Genomic DNA, 18302 nt, shown 5'->3' with positions numbered 1-18302 from the left:
TGTTGCAAAAGCCTGTCAGAGGATAAGTTAAGCTCGGTCATGCCTGACCCCCGCAACCGGAATCGGTTACGGGAGGGTATGTGTCGATTCGTCGGACGACCCTCGCGGGCGCGGCGTTCGGACGACAGCGGCTGGGAAGAGCAGGAATCATGAACGAACTGAAGCCGGTGCAGAGCGAATTCATCAATGTCGAGGCGGCGAGCCCGCAGGGCGGCAATCCGGACCGTTTCGTCAATCGGGAGTTTTCCTGGCTGCAGTTCAATCGCCGCGTTCTCGAAGAATCGCTGAACGAGCACCACCCGCTCCTCGAACGCGTGCGCTTCCTGTCGATCTCGGCCGCCAACCTCGACGAGTTCTTCATGGTGCGCGTCGCCGGCCTCGCCGGTCAGGTCCGCGAGGGCATCGTGCTGAAGAGCCCTGACGGCCGCACGCCCGAACAGCAGCTCGAACAGCTGCTGCGCGAGGTCGAGCGGCTGCAGGAAGATCAGCAGAAGAGCCTTTCGGCGCTGACGATACTGCTCAACAAGGAAGGCATCGAGAGCATCACGCGAGATGCGCTGACCAAGGACGAGAAGGTCTGGCTGGAAGAACACTTCCAGGATCAGGTGTTTCCGGTGCTCACCCCGCTGTCGATCGACCCCGCGCATCCGTTTCCGTTCATTCCCAATCTCGGCTTCTCGATGGCGCTGCAGCTTCGCCATCGCAAGAACGGCGAGGAGATGAGTGCGCTGCTGCGCCTGCCGGTAGCGCTGAAGCGCTTCATCCGGCTGCCGGATCGCAAGAACCATGTCCGCTTCATCCCGCTGGAGGAAGCGGTGGGGCTTTATATCGGCAAGCTTTTCCCGGGCTATGAAGTCAAGGGCTCCGGCACATTCCGTATCATCCGCGACAGCGATATCGAGGTGGAGGAAGAATCGGAAGATCTCGTGCGCCTGTTCGAGACCGCGCTGAAGCGCCGCCGCCGTGGTTCGGTGATCCGCATCGAGTTCGACAAGCTGATGCCGCCCGAACTGCGCGATTTCGTCGCCGGCGAGCTCGGCGTCTCGTCGAGCCGTATCAGCGTGCTCACCGGTCCGCTGGCGCTCAGCCAGATCTCGGAAATCGTCTCCGTCCCCCGCGACGATTTGAAGTTCACGCCCTACAATCCGCGCTTCCCAGAGCGCATCCGCGAGCATGGCGGCGACTGTTTCGCCGCCATCCGCGAGAAGGACATCGTCGTCCACCACCCCTACGAATCCTTCGATGTGGTGGTGCAGTTTCTGCGCCAGGCGATGGCCGACCCCGAGGTGGTGGCGATCAAGCAGACGCTCTACCGCACCTCCAACGACAGCCCTATCGTGCGTGCGCTGGTCGACGCGGCCGAGGCCGGCAAATCGGTGACGGCGCTGGTCGAGCTCAAGGCCCGTTTCGACGAGGAAGCCAACATCCGCTGGGCCCGCGATCTCGAACGCGCCGGCGTGCAGGTTGTGTTCGGTTTCCTCGAACTCAAGACCCACGCCAAGATGTCCCTGGTGGTGCGGCGCGAGGACGGCAAGCTGCGCAACTACGTGCATCTCGGCACCGGCAACTACCACCCGGTCACAGCGCGCATCTACACCGACCTGTCCTTCTTCACCACCGATGCGACGATCGCGCGCGATGTCGCCCAGCTGTTCAACTTCATCACCGGCTATGCCGAGCCGACCGCCGAGATGCGTATCGCGATCTCGCCGTTCACGCTCAGAAACCGCATTCTCCAACACATATCGGACGAAGTCGCCCACGCGCTGGAGGGCAGGCCGGCGCGCATCTGGATGAAGATGAACTCGCTTGTCGACCCGATCATCATCGATGCGCTCTATGATGCCAGCCGTGCCGGGGTGGAAATCGACCTCGTGGTGCGCGGCATATGCTGCCTCAGGCCGCAGGTGCCGGGCCTGTCGGAGAACATAAGGGTCAAGTCGATCGTCGGCCGCTTCCTCGAACACAGCCGCATCTACTGCTTCGGCAATGGCCACGGCCTGCCGGCGGACGAGGCGATCGTCTACATCTCCTCCGCCGACCTCATGCCGCGCAATCTCGACCGCCGTGTCGAGACCATGGTGCCGATCACCAATCCAACTGTGCATGAACAGGTTCTGGGTCAGATCATGCTGGGCAACATCATGGACAATCAGCAAAGTTTCGACGTATTGGCTGATGGAACTTCCCGGCGTGTCGTGCTGGAGGAGGGCGAGGAACCGTTCAACGCGCAGGAATATTTCATGACCAATCCGAGCCTGTCGGGACGGGGTGACGCGCTGAAGTCGCATGCGCCCCAGCGGATCGCCCAGTTCAAGCGCCGCAAGAAGAACGCCGCAGCGTCCAACTGATGTTGTCCATTTCCCAGGGCCGGCTGCAGGACCGCCGTCCGCTGTCCATCATCGACATCGGCTCGAACTCGATCCGTCTCGTCGTCTATGAGGGATTGGCGCGTTCGCCGACCATGCTGTTCAACGAAAAGATGCTGGCGGGTCTCGGCCGCGGCATCGTATCGACGGGAAAGCTCGACCCGGATGCGGTGACGCGCTCGATGGAGGAATTCCGCCGTTTTCGGGCGCTCTCCGATCAAGCCGGCGCCGAGCATATGTATGTGCTGGCGACCGCCGCCGCCCGCGAGGCGGTCAACGGCCCGGATTTCATCCATCGCGCCGAGGAAGTGCTGAAGACCGAGATCCGGGTGCTTTCCGGCCGCCAGGAGGCCTACTACTCGGCGCTCGGCGTTATCTCCGGCTTTCACCCCGCCAACGGTATCGCCGGCGATCTGGGCGGTGGCAGCCTGGAATTGATCGACATCAAGGGCGAGGCGATGGGCGAAGGCATAACGCTGCCGCTCGGCGGCCTGCGTCTGCAGGACATGGCGAAGAATTCGCTCGTTCAGGCGCAGAAAATCGCGCGCCAGGAACTGGCGCGGGCGAAACTACTCAAGGGCGGACAGGGCAGGGCCTTCTACGCAGTCGGCGGCACCTGGCGAAACCTCGCCCGCCTGCACATGGAGATGACCAACTACCCGCTCGGCGTCATGCATCACTACGAGATTTCGGCCGACGGTGCAGCCCAGAACTTCCTGAAGCAGGTGGCCAAGGGCGAGGTCGAGAAAGTCAAGGGCATCGAGGGCGTCTCCAAGAACCGCCGCTCGCTGCTGCCCTACGGTGCCGTCGTGCTGCAGGAGATCATGTCGGCGATGCAGCCGTCGAAGATCGTCGTCTCGGCGCAGGGCGTGCGCGAGGGCTTTCTCTATTCGCTGCTCGATGAGGAGGAGCAGAACGCCGATCCGCTCATCTCGGCCGCTGAGGAACTGGCTCTGCTGCGCTCGCGTTCGGTCCATCACGCGCATGATCTCGTCGAATGGACCGGCAAGGCCTTCAAGGCCTTCGGCATCGACGAAACGGAGGACGAGGCGCGCTATCGGCACGCCGCCTGCCTGCTTGCCGATATCGGCTGGCGTGCGCATCCCGAATATCGCGGCAGGCAGTCGCTGAACATCATCGCGCATGCTTCTTTCATCGGTGTCGACCATCCTGGCCGCGCCTATCTCGCGCTCGCCAGCGCCTATCGCCATGATGGCATCTTCAATGATGGCATCGCGCCAGAGATCAAGGCACTAGCGCCACCGCGCCTGTTGGAGCGCGCCCGCGTGCTGGCGGCGATGATGCGTGTCGTCTATCTGCTGACCGCCGCGATGCCTGGCATCATGCCGAGACTGGAATGGGAAAGCCGTGCCAATGGCACCCTGGCGCTGGTATTGCCGTCCTCGCTTGCCGATCTCTACGGCGAGCGGCCGGCCGGGCGCCTGGCGCAACTGGCCAAGATCACCAACCGCCGGCTGGTGCTGTCGGTCGAAGGCGGCCCGAGCATGACGGTGAAGTAGGCAGGCCTCAGACGGACCCGCGTCCGTCAGCCGACCATGCTCCCGCACCGGCCATGGCCAGCGCCAGGAAACCGCCCGCAATAGCAATGTCCTTCATCAGCATCTGCTGGTGCAGGAAGGCGAGCGTCGCATCGCCGGCGCCTTGGCCGTAATGGCCGATGAACCCGGCCGCGACGCAGAAGGCCGCCAGCAGCAGTGCCACGATACGGGTCTGGAACCCGATGAGGATCAGCAATCCGGCGATCAACTCGAACAGGCCCGTGCCCCAGGCGGCGAGCGTTGGCAGCGGCAGGCCGAGGCCGGCGAAATAATTGATTGTGCCGGCGATGCTGCTGAGTGCCTGGAAGCCAGACGGCACGAACAGCACGGCAAACAGCAGCCGCGAAACCAGGAGCAATGCATTGCGGTTCATGGCTACTCCCTTGCCGGCGCCCCGGTCAGGGCCACACCGGCTACCGTCCACCTTACGCCTGCGGGACTGCGGCCGAAACCACCGCGGCGCTTGTTTGGACAACGAAAAAGCGGCGCGGAAAATTCCGCGCCGCCTGAATTCAGATCGTTGGGAGGATGGAATTTCAGCCGCGCTTGGCGTCGATCGAGTAGGCGCCGGCACCCATCACTGCAAGCAGGATGAAGCCGCCGGTGAGGCCAAGATTCTTCTCCAGCATCAGCATCTGGATCTGGTCCGAGAAGTTGAGATGCGCGATGGCGGTGGCGGCGAGCGTGAAGATGGCGAGCACGATCGCCACAATGCGGGTCTGAAAGCCGACCAGAATGGCGAGGCCGCCGAAGAATTCCAGCAGGCCCGAACCGATCGCGGCGACCGTCGGCAGCGGCAGGCCGATACCGCCGAACCATTGCGCGGTGGCGGAAATCGCCGCCAGCTTGGCGAAGCCCGAAAGGATGAACAGGATTGAGAGAAGGACGCGACCGGCCAGGATCGCGCCCGAGGCGTTGGATGCGGTACCGGTGCCGGCGACAGAAGTGTTGGTGGACATGGTGGCTCTCCGAATGGGTTGAATGCCAATCAAATAGACCATGCCAACTGTTCACCAAAGACGCCTGTGTGGCGACACATTGTTCACAGGTTGTACATTCTCGCGGCCCGGCAAGACGCGCAAAATTCGTGCCGGGCTGTGCGACGACGGGGTAAAATTCTCCCGCCGAAAAATACCTTACCCCGGATGCGTCATGTCCTCCGGTCGCACCAGCCGGTCATAATCGGCTTCGCTGACCAGGCCGGTGGCCAGCGCTTCCTCGCGCAGCGTGGTGCCGTTCTTGTGCGCGGTCTTGGCGATCTTGGCGGCGTTGTCGTAGCCGATGGTGGGCGCCAGCGCCGTCACCAGCATCAGCGAGCGGTCGAGCGCCGCCTTGATGTTGTCTTCCCGCGCCTCGATGCCGACCACGCAATTGTCGGTGAAGGAAACCGAAGCGTCGGCGAGCAACTGCACCGACTGCAGGAAGTTGTAGGCCATCAGCGGGTTGTAGACATTGAGCTCGAAATGGCCCTGGCTGCCGGCGAAGGTCAGCGCTGCATTGTTGCCGAACACCTGCACGCAGACCTGCGTCATCGCTTCGCACTGCGTCGGATTGACCTTGCCCGGCATGATGGAGGAGCCGGGCTCGTTCTCCGGCAGCGACAGCTCGCCAAGGCCCGAGCGCGGGCCCGAACCGAGGAAGCGGATGTCATTGGCGATCTTGAAGAGTGCCGCGGCGGCCGCATTGATGGCGCCGTGCGAGAACACCATGGAATCGTGGGCCGCCAGCGCCTCGAATTTGTTCGGCGCGGTGACGAAGGCGATGCCGGTGATGGCGGCGATCCGGTCCGCAACCCTTTCGGCGAAGCCGACCGGCGCGTTGAGGCCGGTGCCGACGGCGGTGCCGCCCTGCGCCAGTTCCTGCAGGCCGGGCAACGTCATCTCGATGCGCTTGATCGAGGAGGCGACCTGTGCCGCATAGCCGGAAAACTCCTGGCCGAGGGTGAGGGGGGTGGCATCCTGCGTGTGCGTGCGGCCGATCTTGATGATATGATTGAAGTCCCGGCTCTTGGCGGCGAGCGCCTTGTGCAGGTGGTGCAACGCGGGGATCAGGTGATGCACGATCTGCTCGGCACAGGCAATGTGCATGGCCGTCGGATAGGTGTCGTTCGACGACTGGCTCATATTGACGTGGTCGTTGGGATGCACCGGCTTCTTCGAGCCCATGGCGCCGCCCAGCATTTCGATCGCCCGGTTGGAGATCACTTCATTGGCGTTCATGTTGGACTGCGTGCCTGAGCCGGTCTGCCAGACCACCAGCGGGAAATGTTCGTTGAGCTTGCCGTCGATGACCTCTTGCGCGGCCTCGACGATCACCTTGCCGATCGTGGGATCGAGCCGCTTCAGGTCCATGTTGGCTTCCGCCGCGGCCCGCTTGACGATGCCGAGCGCGCGCACGATCGAAGCCGGCTGCTTTTCCCAACCGATCTTGAAATTGCCCAGGGAACGCTGCGCCTGCGCACCCCAATAACGGTCGGCGGCGACTTCGATAGGCCCGAACGTATCGGTTTCGGTTCTGGTCTTTGGCGTGCTCACAAGGTTTCTCCTTCTCGAAGTCGGCAACGGCGTATCGCGTTGCCCAAATGGCTTCAAGCAGAGATTGTGCGCGGTGAGGATGCAAATCGGTTGAAGAAGGTGCTCCGGTAATACGCTTCGCAGGCAGCCGAACCGTGGTTAGGCGCTAGGCTATCCCACGGTATGAACTTCGCCAGTTGCCAGCCCCTTGCCCCCCGCCACGTCAACGGGATAGCCAAGCAGCGAGCGCGAGGTCGGCGCCAGACGCAATGTCTCCGTTGGGCGCCTCAGATCCTGCCGGACGGCTTGCCAGAAGGCCTGCCAACCCGACGAGGCTGAAAGCACGGCCTCGTGACGTGCGTGCGCGTCCACGTTCTCAAAGCTCATGACGCTGACAAAAACGTTTTCACTTGCCCGTACCGGAAGCCGCGGAAAGCTGTTTTCGGCATGTTCGGTAACAAAGGCTGCGAGCAAAGGTGCTCCCGATGCTGTCAGTACCGGCGCCGCCTCGGCTTCGAAGCGGCCGATGAAACCGGCCTCGGCCCCCGGTCGCAGATGATGAATCCGGATGACAACAATGCCGGCCAGGCGCTTGTTTCGGAGGGGTTTTTCGCCAAAGGACGAGCCGGCCCGCTCCGCGCCCGAGAGGTCAAGGCCAGCGCCTGCCCAAGCCGGCTTCAGTAGCAGCACATCGTCGGAATCGATCATTGTCGCATTGGCTGCATCACGGTGCGCCGCCCAGATCGGTCCGCCGTAGAACGCGGTCAGCGCATCCTTGCGTGCGTCCATGCTGTCGAAACCGCGCAGCCAGACGAACATGTCCGGCCGGTCCAGATCGCGGAATTGGCCGATGACAGTCATCCCGCTCGCCTCCTGGCTCTCGACGAACTGCCGGTCGAAAAGGGCAATCAGCGTTTCACGCTGCCCGGGCTTCAATGTGTACTGCCGCAACTCGACGACAGGCGAGGCGAGCGCCGCCTCCGGCGTTATGTTCAGAGGCAGGTTCATCTGGCAGTCCTTATAAACAGGTTGATCATCCTGTTTATAAACAGACCGGTTGTCCTGTTTTGTCAACATGCTATTGTTGGCCAATGTCAGCAGAGACGACCAGTCGATCAGCGCCCCGGCCGCGAAAACGCGTCAACGACCCTGAGGGCATGCGCAGGAAAATGCTCGACGTGGCCGAGGAATCATTTCAGGTGCGCGGCTATCACGCTTCCAGCCTGGCCGACCTGATGGCGGCGGCGGGTGTCAGTGGCGGGGCTCTGCATCATCATTTCCCGACCAAGAAGGCGCTGGCGCTGGCGGTAATCGATGAGCGCGTCGCGGCGGCGGTCGAGGAGACATGGATCGCGCCGGTGCGGGCGGCGGCTTCGGCCCGCGATGGCGTGCGGGCTGTGTTCGAGGCCGTGGCGGCGGAACTGGAGCGGCAGGGTTTCGTGCGCGGCTGTCCGCTCAACAATCTCGCGCATGAACTGTCGCTCGCCAATCCCGATTTCCGCGCTGCCCTTGCCGGCATCTTTGCCGCGTGGCGTCAGGCGCTCGCCGATAAGATCAGGGCCGACCAGCAGGAGGGCAGGGAGCAAGGCACCGATCCTCAGCGTTTTGCGGCACTGGCCGTGGCCACCTATTCCGGCGCCATGTCGATGGCCAAGGCGATGCAGGACACCGCCGTGCTGCGCGACTGTCTGGCGGCCCTGGATAAAGCCTAGAACCTGGCTTCGAAGCCGGAATCCGGCATTGGGAAGGCTGATTCCGCAACGGTATTGCTACTCGGCCAGCGGCTTGATCGTCTCATAGCCGTTCATCGCGATGTCGATGGCCAAGGAAGTCGTGAAACTGGACGGGCAGACGCCGTTTGTGCTGAAATTCCGCCGATGATGAATCACCGGCAGCCAACATTGTTTTCACGACGCAGCTTTCTGGCGCAGGCCGCGGGTTTTGCCGTGGCGGTTTCACGTCCGGCGTTCAGCCAGACCGGGCAGCGCATCCAGCCCATCGACGCCACGTTCCTGTTCATCGCCGATGTCCATGCCTGCCGCATGGCGAACGGCTTGAGCCCCAACTGCCTGCAGGAAGGCAAGACCGACGCCGCACTGCTGCGCAATGTCGCGGCACTGAACGCCATCGCCGACAAGGATTGGCCGGCCGAGATCAACGGTGTCGCCACCGGCTTGCGTTCGGCAGGCAACCGGATCGGCATGCCGCTCGGCCTCGTCGTCGGCGGCGACATGACCGACGATGGCGGTGGCCAGATCACCCAGCCGAGCGAGGGCACGCAGCTTCTCCAATTCAGCCAGCGTTACCAGCAAGGCGTTGGCCCGGACCGCGTCCACATGCCGGTCTATGTCGGGCTCGGCAACCATGATCTCGACCAGAACGGCCCGCCGAACCATGTCGATTGGTACCGGCGCGAAATGCGCGACTATGTCGAGGTCAACCACCGCGCCGGAGTGTTTTTCAAGCCGCCCGTGCCGGCCACGAGCTATGATGTCGAGACCGACTGCTATTCATGGGATTGGGGCGGTCTGCATCTCGTCCAGACGCATCGTTTCGCCGGCGATACCGGCCACGGTGCTGACAGCAGCCTGCCATGGCTCAAGCAGGATCTGGCGACCTACGCGGCCGATGGCCGCCCCGTCATCCTGTTCCAGCACTATGGCTGGGATACTTTTTCGACGGAGCGTTGGGATCCTGCCAAGCGGACCTACGACGATGAGGGCGCCGGTGCGCCGCACTGGTGGGGCGATGCCGACAGGCAGGCGCTGGTGGCGATGCTGAAGGGGTACAATATCGTTGGAATCTTCCATGGCCACCAGCACGAAACGTCGCTGGTCTACCGCCGTGACGGGCTCGACCTGTTCAAGCCGAAGGCTGCCTTTATGGGCGGCTTCGCGCTGGCCAGGGTGACCAGCGACGGCATGGACCTGGTGTTGGGTGAGGCGCGCGATGATCATGGCGAGGTCGCCTTCACCAATGCTTTCAGCAAGGGTTGGAGCACATGAAAAAGGCGGCTTTGGCAGCCGCCTTTCCTGATGAACAGAATCAGGTCTGGCTGGGGGTCAGAGGGCCTTCCTAACCTTGTCCTTCAAGTCGCCATAGGTCTTCTGCACCTTGCCCGCGGCCTTGTCCGCCATGCCCTCGGCTTGGGTCCGCCTGTTGCCGGTCGCCTTGCCGGCAGCCTGTTTGACCGAGCCCTTGATCTGCTTGGCCATGCCCGCGACCTGATCCTTGTTCACCATTTTCCGCATCTCCTGGGAGTTCGAATTCGGAGGAATTCGTCCGCGCGGAACAAACGGGCCAGTGTCTGTTAAGTTCCAAGCATTGTCCCGCAAGCAAATGAGTGCGAGCAGCCGCTTCCGGCGGCAAAGCTGACCGGCTAGGTTGCCGAGACGCACGCGCCAAAGGTTTCCGGGACGGTCGTGCACATGGGGAAAAAAATGGCGGACTTCACGCTCTACATCGGCAACAAGTGCTTCTCCTCATGGTCGCTGCGGCCATGGCTGGCGATGAGGCATCTGGAGATTCCCTTCGAGGAAGGTCTTGTGCGGCTGCGCACGCCCGAAACTGCCGCCAACCTCGCCAAAGTGTCGCCGACCGGCCAGGTGCCGGTCCTGAATCACAAGGGCAGGGTCGTCTGGGAAACCCTTGCCATCCTTGAATATCTTGCCGACGTTTTTCCGGACAAGAACCTCTGGCCTGCCGATATTGGCGCTCGCGCTATGGCGCGCGCGGCGGCGACCGAGATGCATTCCGGTTTTCGCGAGGTCCGCTATGGCTGGCCGATGAATTTGCGGCGGCCGAAAGCGCACAAGCCGCTCGACGCCGAAGGCGAGGCGCAGCGAGCGCGCATTGAAGCGCTATGGCGCGAGTGCCGCGAGAAATACGGCAAGGGTGGCCCCTTCCTGTTCGGCCATTTCACTGCGGCCGACGCCATGTATGCGCCCGTTGTCACACGCTTCGACACTTATGGCGGCATGCTGGCGTCCGACACCAGGGCCTATGTCGATGCCGTGCTCGCGACGCCGGCGATGCGGCAATGGTACACGGAGGCGGCGAGGGAACCTTGGCCCGAGCCCGGGCCTGACGAATAGCGCCTGTCTGGGAAGCGGCCTTCCAGAAGGATCGGGCCAGCCTATCTAGGAGCGTTGGGCAGGGGCTTTTTGGAGATGTTGCAATGACCGTTTCTTCCAGGCTCGCCGACAAGGTCGCTCTCGTCACCGGCGCCTCATCGGGTATTGGTGAGGCAACAGCCACGGCGCTGGCCGCCGCTGGGGCAAAGGTGGCGGTCGCCGCCCGCCGTGCCGATCGGCTCGAAGCGCTGGCCGCACGCATCGAGAAGGCCGGCGGAGCGGCGTTGCGCATCGAGGCTGATGTCACCCGCAACGATGACATCACTGCTATGGTCGGAAAGGTGGTGGCCGAATGGGGCCGGCTCGATATCCTCGTCAACAATGCCGGAGTGATGTTGCTGTCGCCGGCCGCGGAGGCGACGCTCGAGGACTGGCGCCAGATGGTGGAACTCAACCTGCTGGCCCTGATGGGCGTGACCAAGGCAGCGCTACCGCATCTCCGGGCTGCCAAGGGTCATATCGTCAATGTCTCGTCGGTCGCCGGCCGCGTCGCCAATCCCGGCGCCAGCGGCTATGCAGCGACCAAATTCGGCGTCGTCGGTTTTTCGGAATCGCTGCGGCGTGAGGTCTATGCCGACAAGGTCCGCGTTACCGTCATCGAGCCCGGCCTGGTGCGCACCGAGCTCGGCGACCACATCACCAACGCCGCCTCGAAGGCGGGACTGGACCAGCGCCTCGCCACGATGGAGGCGCTGGCCGCCGAGGATGTCGCCGCCGCCATCCTCTATGCGGTCACTCAACCGGCACGCGTCAACGTCAACGAGATCGTCATCAGGCCGACCGACCAGGAGCGCTGAGCACTCTTTTGGAGCAAGATTGACGGAAGTCTCCAATCAGCATAATACGTAACCAAATGGATACGCATTATGCTGCAGACTGATCCTGACCGTTCCGTCTTTCGCGCCATTGCCGACCCGACGCGCCGTGCCATTCTCGACCGGTTGCGGCATGGGCCGGCGCCGGTCAACGAACTCGCCTCGGCCTTTTCGCAGAGCCGGCCGGCGATTTCCAAGCATCTGAGGGTTCTGCGCGAGCTGCGCGTCGTCTCCGAGCAGAAGCACGGCCGCGAGCGGCTCTACCGGTTGGAACCGGCTGAACTGAAGGACGTGGCCGATTGGATCTTGCCCTATCGCGATTTCTGGCAGGCAAGCCTCGGCAATCTGAAGTCTTATCTGGAGAATGAATGATGGCCAGCCACGACGGACCTCGCGCCATCGCCGATGTGTCGGCGGGCACAATTCTCGCCACCGTGACGATAGCCGCGCCTCCCGAGCGGGTGTTTCGCGCCCTGACGGCGGATGATCAGATTCCGCTCTGGTGGGGATCGGACGAGCTCTACCGGACAACGAGACATACGGCAGACGTGCGGCCGGGCGGCACGTGGCGATCGGAAGGCAAGGGCGCCGATGGCCAGGAATTTCATGTCCAGGGCGAATATCTCAAGGTCGAGCCGCCGCACCTTCTGGTCCTGACATGGAAGGCCCCGTGGGACGGCGACAACGTCACCACCGTGACCTACATGCTCGAAGCGATCGACACCGGAACGCGGCTGATTTTGCGTCATGAGGGGTTCGGCACTCGCGAGGGTGCTTGCCGCGATCACGGCCTCGGCTGGGAACGCGTGCTGGGTTGGCTGGCCGCCTTCCTCACGGATGGGGCCGGCGGCAAACCGCAGGGCGTGTTCCACTGCCGGCTGATCCCGCCACGGCCCGACTTTGCCTTCACCCTGACCGATGCGGAAAAGGCGCTGATGAAACAGCATTCGGATTATCTGCGCGGCAAGCTGGGCGAGGGCGGTGTCATCCTGTTCGGACCGGTCGCCGATCCTGTCGGCCCCTGGGGACTCGGCATCGTGCGCGCCGATGATGAGGCCGCCGTGCGGGAACTGACCGAGGCGGATCCGGCGGTTCGTTCCGGGTTGGGTTTTCGCTATGAAATCCTGCCGATGATGACCGCCGTGATGTAGGCCACGCGCGCCATACAAGAACGCCCCTCGTGCGTTTTATTGCGCGGGAGGCGTTCTTTTGCCGTCAACCTTCTTCGATTGCTCTCATGAATTGCTAACGGCATATCCAAAACGCCCGATCGGAACATCGGTTCCCTACGAACACAAGTTTTTCTTCAAGCGGCCGTGGCAAGTGGCCAGAGCGTTGCGGCGCAGCAGGGCGGGCATCATCTTTCCCGTGCAGGGCGATCGAATTCCAGGCCGCTGGCCGTCAGGGTGTGCTATGCGTATTTGTGGGCAGCCATGGCGGCGAGGCAGCACCCGACAAATTTGAACCAGACGCCGTATTGCTTTGTACGCAGCCATGGCCGAAAGACCGGCCTCGCCATTTTCGGCGCTCCGGACAGGAGAAGATTTTGACCGCCACTTTGCACAAACCGCGCAAGCCAGCCTTGCCGAACCACACGGACGCACGCTGATGGCCACCAAACGCGTGCCGCCAACGCCGATCGCTGCCAATGCGACCATCGCCGATATGGTCGAAGGGCTGGACAAGCCGGTCGAATATGTCCGGCGTGTGCTGGAAAAGCTCGAGCGCTGCAAGCGGGCCCATGGCGATGCGCAGGTGCGGATTGGCGTGCGTGGCCGTGCCGAGTGCCCGAACTACCTGATCGAATATGTCCGCGAAGATCCCAAGACACGGCAGCTGGTCACCTATCAGGACGCCGCTTACAGCGGCAGCACGCATCGCGAACTTGGGCCGCATCACATCGAGGCAACGGCGATCTGGTCGCCGGAGGAAATGAACATCACGGCGGTTTCGGCGCTGATCGGCCGCTTGCGCAATCCGCGCGCGCCATCGCGCTCCGGCAACGAGGACTGACATGGCCATAAAATTCTCCGCCAAGGACCAGCCGGCAGCGTCGGCCGTTGCAAAGCCGGCGAAGCCGGCCGCGGCGCCGAAGGCCGCGCCCGTTGAGGCAGCGACCGACCTGTTCAAGTCACCGGTCGAGACGCCACCGCGCAAGGCGGGCAGGAAAAAATAACGCCTTGCCGCAGGACGCCGATCGCAGCCTTGTCGTGCTTGCGCCGCGCGGCCTCGCGGCGCCCGCCTTCGACTGCCAGAGCTGTGGCGCTTGCTGTTCCTACTCGGCCGAATGGCCGCGCTTTTCCACCGAAGATGACGCGCAGCTCGACCGTATCCCGGCAAAATATGTCGCGACCAACGAATCCGGCATGCGTTGCGAGGGCGTGCGCTGCTCGGCCCTGACCGGCGAGGTGGGCAAGGCGACGGCTTGCGGCATTTACGACGTCCGCCCGGATGTCTGTCGCGCCTGCATGCCGGGCGACGACGACTGCCTGATGGCGCGCCGGGCGCACGGATTGCCGACGACGTCGTAGCCGCGTTCCGGCGGCTTGTGCTGATCTACCTTGCTGGCTAGGCTGCATCGGAGCAGGGCAGCGGAGGATCAATCGTGAGCATCGAATTCCTGTTGACGTCGCTGATCGTTGTGGCTTCGCCCGGTACCGGCGTTCTCTACACGCTGAGCGCCGGGCTTTCGCGCGGCGCGCGGGCCTCGGTCATTGCCGCCTTCGGCTGCACGCTCGGCATCATCCCGCACATGGCCGCCGCCATCACCGGTCTTGCAGCGCTGCTGCACACCAGCGCGATCGCCTTCGAGACGCTGAAATATCTCGGCGTCGCCTATCTGCTCTACATGGCCTGGAACACGCTGAAGGAGAAGGGAGGCCTCAGCGTCGATGAGAATGTCGCGCCGCGCTCGGCCGGCAAGGTGATTGCCACCGGTATCCTCGTCAACGTGCTCAACCCGAAACTGTCGATCTTCTTCTTTGCCTTCCTGCCGCAATTCGTCAGCGCTACAGAACCCAGTGCGCTGTCGAAGATGCTGGAACTCAGCTTTGTCTTCATGCTTTTGACCTTCGTGGTTTTTGTCGGCTACGGCATCTTTGCCGCTTCGATCCGCAGCCATGTCGTGTCGCGACCGATGGTGCTGACCTGGATGCGTCGCACCTTCGCCGGTGCCTTTGTGATGCTCGGCGCCAAGCTGGCGCTGGCGGACCGCTAGCGCCACACGGGAAGCGGTTCCGCTTCGTAGATCCCCTCCATGCACTGGCTCTTGCGCAACTCCGGACGAAAATCGCCATGGACTTTGCCGGGAATTGCGCGAGACGCTATCCCTTCACGTAGCCCATCGCCTCGACGATCCGCCCGTTTGCGACACGCATCAGGTTGACGCCGCGCAGCGAGTTGCCGTCGGCCATCCAGTAGCGCCAGCGGATCGTCGCGCGGTCGCCGGCCACGAACGTCTCCTCGAGATCGAAGCGTGTGCCGGGTCCGGTGGCGATCGCCGACCACAGCTCGACGCAGGCGGCCTTGCCGTCGCGGCGGGCGCCGTCCGGCGCCGGCGTGGTGTTCTCGATCACGCAGCCTTCGTCGACCAGCTCGCTCAGCGCCGATGGGTCATGACGCTGGAAGACGTCGTTGAAGCGCCGCATGATTTCCGTCGTCGCATCAGAGCGCGAGGCAGCGGCAGTGTCGATGATGTTTTCAGTAGTCATTTGATCTGCTCCTTCCGTTCAGCAACCCGTCGATGCGTCGCCCTGTACCTCCAGCCGATAGCTCCGCATTATCGTCTCCGAAATATGTAGACCGATTTACATATCATGTAGACCGATTGTCATATTTGAGGCAAGACCTATAATGCGCTCTCCTGACAGAGGTTGACATGGCGACTGACACACGCACCCGGATGATCGAGGCGACGGCCCTGCTTTTGCGGCGGCGTGGCTATCACGGGACCTCGCTGAACGACATTTTGAGTGCCAGTGCCGCGCCGCGCGGCTCGCTCTACTTCCATTTTCCGGGCGGGAAGGATCAACTGGTTATCGAGGTGACGCGGGCCAGTGTGGCCGAGGTGACCGAGCGGCTGGGCGCGGCCTTGGCGGCGGAAAAAGATCCGGCGGTTGCCGTCCACCACATCTACCAGTCTGTGGCCCGCATGCTGGAGGAGAATGAGTTTTCGCTCGGCTGTCCGATCGCGCCGATCGTGCTCGACGCGCCCAACGACGTGCCGGACCTGGCGGAAATCTGCCGCTCCGCCTTCGAGCAGTGGATTGGGCTGCTGCGGGAGGCGTTCCTGCGGGCAGGGGTGGCCGAGCGCCGCGCGCAGGTGCTGGCGCTGCTGGTCGAGTCGTCGCTGGAAGGCCTGATGGTGATTGCCCGCGCCACTCGCGACCGCACGCCGGTCATTACGGTAGCCGATGAGGTGGCTGCGCTAATCGAGCAGGCGGTGCTTGCAGGTAAAGTTGCCCAACGCGCCGACGCTGCCGTGTGACGCTGCTCTTCATTTGATCGGCTGCCGGCAACTGCTGGTTCCAAAGAAAAAGGGCGGCATCGCTGCCGCCCTTTGCAAATAGCTGATTGGCTGGATTAGAAGTCCATGCCGCCACTCAAGCCCGCTTGCGGGCTTGAGCAAAGTGAGTTGATGGGCGTACTTATGGACTTCTTAGAAGTCCATGCCGCCCATGCCGCCCATGCCGCCGCCAGGCATGCCGCCCGGCATACCGCCAGCCGACTCCTTCTTCGGAGCCTCGGCGATCATGGCTTCGGTGGTGACCAGCAGGCCGGCGACCGAGGCCGCGTCCTGCAGAGCCGTGCGCACGACCTTGACCGGGTCGACGATACCCATGGCGATCATGTCGCCATACTCGCCGGTCTGGGCGTTGTAGCCGAAGGTCGCACCCTTGTTCTCAAGGATCTTGCCGGCGACGATCGAGGCTTCCGCACCGGCGTTGGCCGCGATCTGGCGGGCCGGAGCCTGCAGCGCGCGACGCACGATGTTGATGCCGGCGGTCTGGTCGGAGTTGGCGCCGGTCGCCTTGATGTTGAGCGAGGCGCGCAGCAGCGCGACGCCGCCGCCGGGAACGATGCCTTCTTCGACGGCCGCGCGGGTCGCGTTGAGGGCATCATCGACGCGGTCCTTCTTTTCCTTGACTTCCACTTCGGTCGCACCGCCGACGCGGATCACCGCAACGCCGCCGGCGAGCTTGGCCAGGCGTTCCTGCAGCTTCTCCTTGTCGTAGTCCGAGGTGGTCTCCTCGATCTGCTGCTTGATCTGCGCGACGCGGCCCTGGATCTCCGGCTTCTTGCCGGCGCCGTCGACGATGGTGGTGTTCTCCTTGGAGATCGACACCTTCTTGGCGCGGCCGAGCATGTTGAGGCCGACATTCTCGAGCTTGATGCCGAGGTCTTCCGAGATGACCTGGCCACCGGTCAGGATGGCGATGTCTTCCAGCATGGCCTTGCGGCGGTCGCCGAAGCCCGGCGCCTTGACGGCGGCGATCTTCAGGCCGCCACGCAGCTTGTTGACGACCAGCGTGGCCAGAGCCTCGCCTTCGACGTCTTCCGAGATGATGAGCAGCGGCTTGGAGGTCTGCACGACAGCCTCGAGCACCGGCAGCATGGCCTGCAGGTTGGAGAGCTTCTTCTCATGCAGCAGGATGTAGGCGTCTTCCAGATCGGCGACCATCTTGTCGGCGTTGGTGACGAAGTAAGGCGAGAGATAGCCGCGGTCGAACTGCATGCCTTCGACGACTTCCAGTTCGGTATCGGCGGTCTTGGCTTCCTCGACCGTGATGACGCCCTCGTTGCCGACCTTCTGCATCGCTTCCGCGATCATCGAGCCGACCGAGGAGTCGCCATTGCCGGCGATGGTGCCGACCTGGGCAACCTCTTCCGAGGTCTTGATCTTCTTGGCGTTCTTGATCAGCGTGCCGACCACGTCGGCCACGGCGAGATCGATGCCGCGCTTCAGATCCATCGGGTTCATACCGGCGGCAACCGCCTTGTGGCCTTCCTGGACGATCGACTGAGCCAGAACGGTCGCGGTCGTGGTGCCGTCGCCGGCGATGTCGTTGGTCTTCGAAGCAACTTCGCGGACCATCTGCGCGCCCATGTTCTCGAACTTGTCCTCAAGCTCGATTTCCTTGGCGACGGTGACGCCGTCCTTGGTGATGCGCGGGGCGCCGAACGACTTGTCGATGACGACGTTGCGGCCCTTGGGGCCGAGCGTGACCTTCACCGCGTCGGCGAGGATGTTGACACCGCGCAGCATGCGCTCGCGGGCGTCACGGGAGAATTTTACGTCTTTGGCAGCCATGTTTAACTCCTGGCAGGGGCTCGCAGCGAGCCCGAAGATTCAAGATTCAGTTGACGGAAAGGCCGATAATCAGCCGATGATGCCCATGATGTCGGATTCCTTCATGATCAGAAGGTCTTCGCCATTGAGCTTGACTTCCGTGCCCGACCACTTGCCGAACAGGATGCGGTCGCCAGCCTTGACGTCCAGCGGAACGAGCTTGCCGCTTTCGTCGCGGGCGCCGGAGCCGACGGCGATGATCTCGCCTTCCTGCGGCTTTTCCTTCGCCGTATCCGGGATGATGATCCCGCCGGCGGTCTTGGATTCGGATTCGACCCGGCGAACGACCACGCGGTCATGAAGCGGGCGGAACTTCGACTTTGCCATTTTTTCTTCCTCGATGAGAACGGTGAGAAACAGTTCCTCCATCCGGCGAAGCCGGACAACAACAAAGTCCGGCGGCGCCGGACCTGTAGTTAGCACTCACCAATGGCGAGTGCTAACGTGGCGATGAGATAGGCTGCTGGCCTGCCAGAGTCAAGGCGCGCCGAGTGCCTCTTTCCATCATGATGGTGAACTCACCGAAGCTTGGCCGAACCGAGGACCAGAAGCGGGCAACGTTCC

21 protein-coding genes are annotated in these 18302 nt (G+C 63.2%); 13 read left to right on the top strand and 8 right to left on the bottom strand.

Annotated features, from left to right (window positions below):
* Positions 1-149: 149 nt before the first annotated feature.
* Together FJ934_RS19215 and ppx are read left to right on the top strand one after the other, a co-directional pair.
* Positions 150-2351, top strand: coding sequence for an RNA degradosome polyphosphate kinase (locus tag FJ934_RS19215; RefSeq protein ID WP_140611335.1), 2202 nt, complete (start codon positions 150-152; stop codon positions 2349-2351).
* Entirely contained in the window at positions 2351-3889 is a 1539-nt protein-coding gene (ppx, locus tag FJ934_RS19210; RefSeq protein ID WP_140611333.1) for an exopolyphosphatase, read from the top strand. The genes FJ934_RS19215 and ppx overlap by 1 nt, the downstream gene beginning before the upstream one ends.
* Positions 3890-3896: 7 nt before the next feature.
* On the opposite strand, the gene FJ934_RS19205 is transcribed toward ppx, so the two are convergent.
* The 4 genes from FJ934_RS19205 to FJ934_RS19190 form a co-directional block, all read right to left on the bottom strand.
* Positions 3897-4301 (bottom strand): DoxX family protein, encoded by a 405-nt coding sequence (locus FJ934_RS19205; protein ID WP_140611331.1) that lies wholly within the window; start codon positions 4299-4301, stop codon positions 3897-3899.
* Positions 4302-4464: 163 nt separating this feature from the next.
* Positions 4465-4887: a DoxX family protein gene (locus FJ934_RS19200; RefSeq protein ID WP_140611329.1), complete on the bottom strand. Its 423-nt coding sequence runs from the start codon at positions 4885-4887 to the stop codon at positions 4465-4467.
* A 177-nt stretch (positions 4888-5064) separates the two neighbouring features.
* The gene (gene fumC, locus FJ934_RS19195; RefSeq protein WP_140611327.1) at positions 5065-6462 is read right to left on the bottom strand and encodes a class II fumarate hydratase; all 1398 of its coding nucleotides are present in this window, start codon (positions 6460-6462) and stop codon (positions 5065-5067) included.
* Between the two features lie 150 nt (positions 6463-6612).
* Positions 6613-7449 (bottom strand): NIPSNAP family protein, encoded by an 837-nt coding sequence (locus FJ934_RS19190; RefSeq protein WP_140611387.1) that lies wholly within the window; start codon positions 7447-7449, stop codon positions 6613-6615.
* A gap of 149 nt (positions 7450-7598) precedes the next feature.
* Between FJ934_RS19190 and FJ934_RS19185 the strand changes: the two genes are divergently transcribed.
* Both FJ934_RS19185 and FJ934_RS19180 read left to right on the top strand, forming a co-directional pair.
* On the top strand, positions 7599-8153 hold the full coding sequence (locus FJ934_RS19185) for a TetR/AcrR family transcriptional regulator (protein WP_181165686.1): 555 nt from the start codon (positions 7599-7601) through the stop codon (positions 8151-8153).
* Positions 8154-8318: 165 nt separating this feature from the next.
* The gene (locus tag FJ934_RS19180; protein WP_140611323.1) at positions 8319-9446 is read left to right on the top strand and encodes a metallophosphoesterase; all 1128 of its coding nucleotides are present in this window, start codon (positions 8319-8321) and stop codon (positions 9444-9446) included.
* A gap of 57 nt (positions 9447-9503) precedes the next feature.
* On the opposite strand, the gene FJ934_RS19175 is transcribed toward FJ934_RS19180, so the two are convergent.
* Positions 9504-9692 carry a CsbD family protein gene (locus FJ934_RS19175; RefSeq protein ID WP_181165685.1) on the bottom strand — a complete coding sequence of 63 codons (189 nt, stop codon included), beginning with the start codon at positions 9690-9692 and terminating at the stop codon, positions 9504-9506.
* A 189-nt stretch (positions 9693-9881) separates the two neighbouring features.
* Between FJ934_RS19175 and FJ934_RS19170 the strand changes: the two genes are divergently transcribed.
* The 8 genes from FJ934_RS19170 to FJ934_RS19140 all read left to right on the top strand — a co-directional run bounded on the left by FJ934_RS19170 (position 9882) and on the right by FJ934_RS19140 (position 14606).
* Entirely contained in the window at positions 9882-10535 is a 654-nt protein-coding gene (locus tag FJ934_RS19170) for a glutathione S-transferase family protein (RefSeq protein ID WP_140611319.1), read from the top strand.
* An 83-nt stretch (positions 10536-10618) separates the two neighbouring features.
* Complete coding sequence (locus FJ934_RS19165) at positions 10619-11371, top strand: SDR family NAD(P)-dependent oxidoreductase (protein ID WP_140611317.1); 753 nt, start codon at positions 10619-10621, stop codon at positions 11369-11371.
* A gap of 69 nt (positions 11372-11440) precedes the next feature.
* Positions 11441-11761 (top strand): metalloregulator ArsR/SmtB family transcription factor, encoded by a 321-nt coding sequence (locus tag FJ934_RS19160; protein ID WP_140611315.1) that lies wholly within the window; start codon positions 11441-11443, stop codon positions 11759-11761.
* Positions 11758-12540, top strand: coding sequence for an SRPBCC domain-containing protein (locus FJ934_RS19155; RefSeq protein WP_246671564.1), 783 nt, complete (start codon positions 11758-11760; stop codon positions 12538-12540). Before FJ934_RS19160 ends, FJ934_RS19155 begins: the two co-directional genes overlap by 4 nt.
* A gap of 457 nt (positions 12541-12997) precedes the next feature.
* A complete protein-coding gene (locus FJ934_RS19150) occupies positions 12998-13402 on the top strand; it encodes a hypothetical protein (RefSeq protein WP_140611313.1) in 405 nt (134 codons plus the stop codon).
* A 1-nt stretch (position 13403) separates the two neighbouring features.
* The gene (locus FJ934_RS28065; protein WP_181165684.1) at positions 13404-13565 is read left to right on the top strand and encodes a hypothetical protein; all 162 of its coding nucleotides are present in this window, start codon (positions 13404-13406) and stop codon (positions 13563-13565) included.
* A gap of 34 nt (positions 13566-13599) precedes the next feature.
* Positions 13600-13920 (top strand): YkgJ family cysteine cluster protein, encoded by a 321-nt coding sequence (locus tag FJ934_RS19145; protein ID WP_226890681.1) that lies wholly within the window; start codon positions 13600-13602, stop codon positions 13918-13920.
* Positions 13921-13994: 74 nt separating this feature from the next.
* Positions 13995-14606, top strand: a complete 612-nt coding sequence (locus FJ934_RS19140; RefSeq protein WP_140611310.1) for a LysE family translocator — start codon at positions 13995-13997, stop codon at positions 14604-14606.
* 106 nt (positions 14607-14712) lie between these two features.
* Here FJ934_RS19140 and FJ934_RS19135 read toward each other — a convergent pair whose 3' ends face one another.
* On the bottom strand, positions 14713-15099 hold the full coding sequence (locus FJ934_RS19135) for a nuclear transport factor 2 family protein (protein ID WP_140611308.1): 387 nt from the start codon (positions 15097-15099) through the stop codon (positions 14713-14715).
* Positions 15100-15266: 167 nt separating this feature from the next.
* On the opposite strand from FJ934_RS19135, the gene FJ934_RS19130 reads away from it, so the two are divergent.
* Positions 15267-15875: a TetR/AcrR family transcriptional regulator gene (locus FJ934_RS19130; RefSeq protein ID WP_140611306.1), complete on the top strand. Its 609-nt coding sequence runs from the start codon at positions 15267-15269 to the stop codon at positions 15873-15875.
* A 171-nt stretch (positions 15876-16046) separates the two neighbouring features.
* Here FJ934_RS19130 and groL read toward each other — a convergent pair whose 3' ends face one another.
* A complete protein-coding gene (gene groL, locus FJ934_RS19125; protein ID WP_140611304.1) occupies positions 16047-17699 on the bottom strand; it encodes a chaperonin GroEL in 1653 nt (550 codons plus the stop codon).
* Positions 17700-17768: 69 nt separating this feature from the next.
* Positions 17769-18065, bottom strand: a complete 297-nt coding sequence (gene groES, locus FJ934_RS19120) for a co-chaperone GroES (protein ID WP_010915433.1) — start codon at positions 18063-18065, stop codon at positions 17769-17771.
* Between the last annotated feature and the right edge of the window lie 237 nt (positions 18066-18302).

It is taken from the genome of Mesorhizobium sp. B2-4-12 (genome assembly GCF_006441575.1).
In the GTDB taxonomy this organism is placed as follows: Bacteria; Pseudomonadota; Alphaproteobacteria; order Rhizobiales; family Rhizobiaceae; genus Mesorhizobium.
The sequence above is the reverse complement of the archived record's forward strand: the minus strand, read 5'-3'. Positions and strand labels throughout refer to the sequence as shown.